Consider the following 1424-nt stretch of genomic DNA (forward strand, 5'->3'; position numbering starts at 1 on the left):
CGCACCGATCGGCACAGACATACGTGCGTCAATCAACAGTTTTTCCAACTATTTCAAAGCCGAGGGCTACAACGTTGTTCCGATCAAAGTAACGGAAATCTTCGACAAGATCGCCTCCTTTCTTCCTCCTAAAAGGAAGCTGGTGCAAAGCGACGAGGCGGGTCGCCTAGAGACTTACATAAAGTACGGGAACCAGCTTCGCTCGACCTTCGACGACGATCAGGTCCTAGCAGCAATAACGATCACGCGGATTGTCCAATGGCGCCGCGCACAAAGCGTTGCGGACAAGGCGGCAGCGCCGGAGAAGAATGTTTACCTGCTATACCAATTCAAACGACGCGAAGAAATTGATCTCCTTCGATCAGTTTATGGCCGCGCTTTTTTTCAAGTGTCGGTCTATTCACGCAGAGGTGCCCGTGTTGACAATCTTTCCAGACGTTTTGCAGAAGGGCATAATCGAGGGAACACAAATACCTATCGAGGCGCGGCTGAAGAAATTGTTCAACGAGATGAGAATGAATCTGACGAGCTGCATGGGCAGCGAATATCAAGAATCTTTCATGATGCGGATGTGATCGTCAATTCTGACAAAGGTGAAGAAGACGTCGATCGACAGGTAAGGCGCTTTTGCGATTTGTTGTTCGGTTCAAATAAAATTTCTCCGAATAGGAATGAGTATGGAATGTTCGCTGCCAAAGCGGCGGCTTTGCGAACGCTCGACTTGTCGCGCCAGGTGCTGGCCGATGCCATGCTGGACAACGCGGCGCTGAAGGATTTGTTGGGAAAGAAGTGGTGACGCCCGCGGGGAAGCGGAAAGCTGTCGCGCATCTCGTGGATGCCCACGGGATGAGCGAGCGGCGGGCGTGTAAAGCCATCGGCTGTTGCCGCATGACCATCAGATACCAGACGTCCCGGGCGGATGATGCCGCCCTGCGCCAACGCATGAGGGCGATCGCCCAGGGGCGCCGTCGCTTCGGCTATCGGCGCCTGCATGTTCTGCTCAAGCGGGAGGGCTATCGGATCAACCACAAGAAACTCTTCCGGCTCTACCGGGAAGAGAGGCTCGCGGTTCGTCGCCGTGGCGGGCGCAAGCGGGCGATCGGGACCCGAGCGCCGATGACAGTGCCGATGGCGCCGAACGACCGCTGGTCGCTCGACTTCGTCTCCGATCAGCTCACCGACGGCCGCCGCTTCCGCATCCTGACCGTGGTCGATGATTGCACCCGCGAGTGCCTGGCGCTTGTGGCCGACACCTCGCTCTCGGGCGCCCGGGTCGCGCGGGAACTGGACCGGCTGGTGATGGAGCGGAGCAAACCCAAAATGGTGGTTAGCGACAACGGTAGCGAGTTCACCAGCAATGCCATCCTGACCTGGGCCGACCAGAGCCGCGTCGCATGGCACTACATCGCGCCGGGCAAGCCCAT

1 pseudogene is annotated in these 1424 nt (G+C 57.4%); it reads left to right on the forward strand.

Going from position 1 to position 1424, the window contains the following annotated elements:
- Window positions 1–679: 679 nt before the first annotated feature.
- Window positions 680–1424, forward strand: a pseudogene (locus tag AC629_RS43975) (IS3 family transposase); the annotation flags it as partial.

Origin of the sequence: Bradyrhizobium sp. NAS80.1 (genome assembly GCF_001908205.1) — a bacterium.
GTDB lineage: Bacteria > Pseudomonadota > Alphaproteobacteria > Rhizobiales > Xanthobacteraceae > Bradyrhizobium.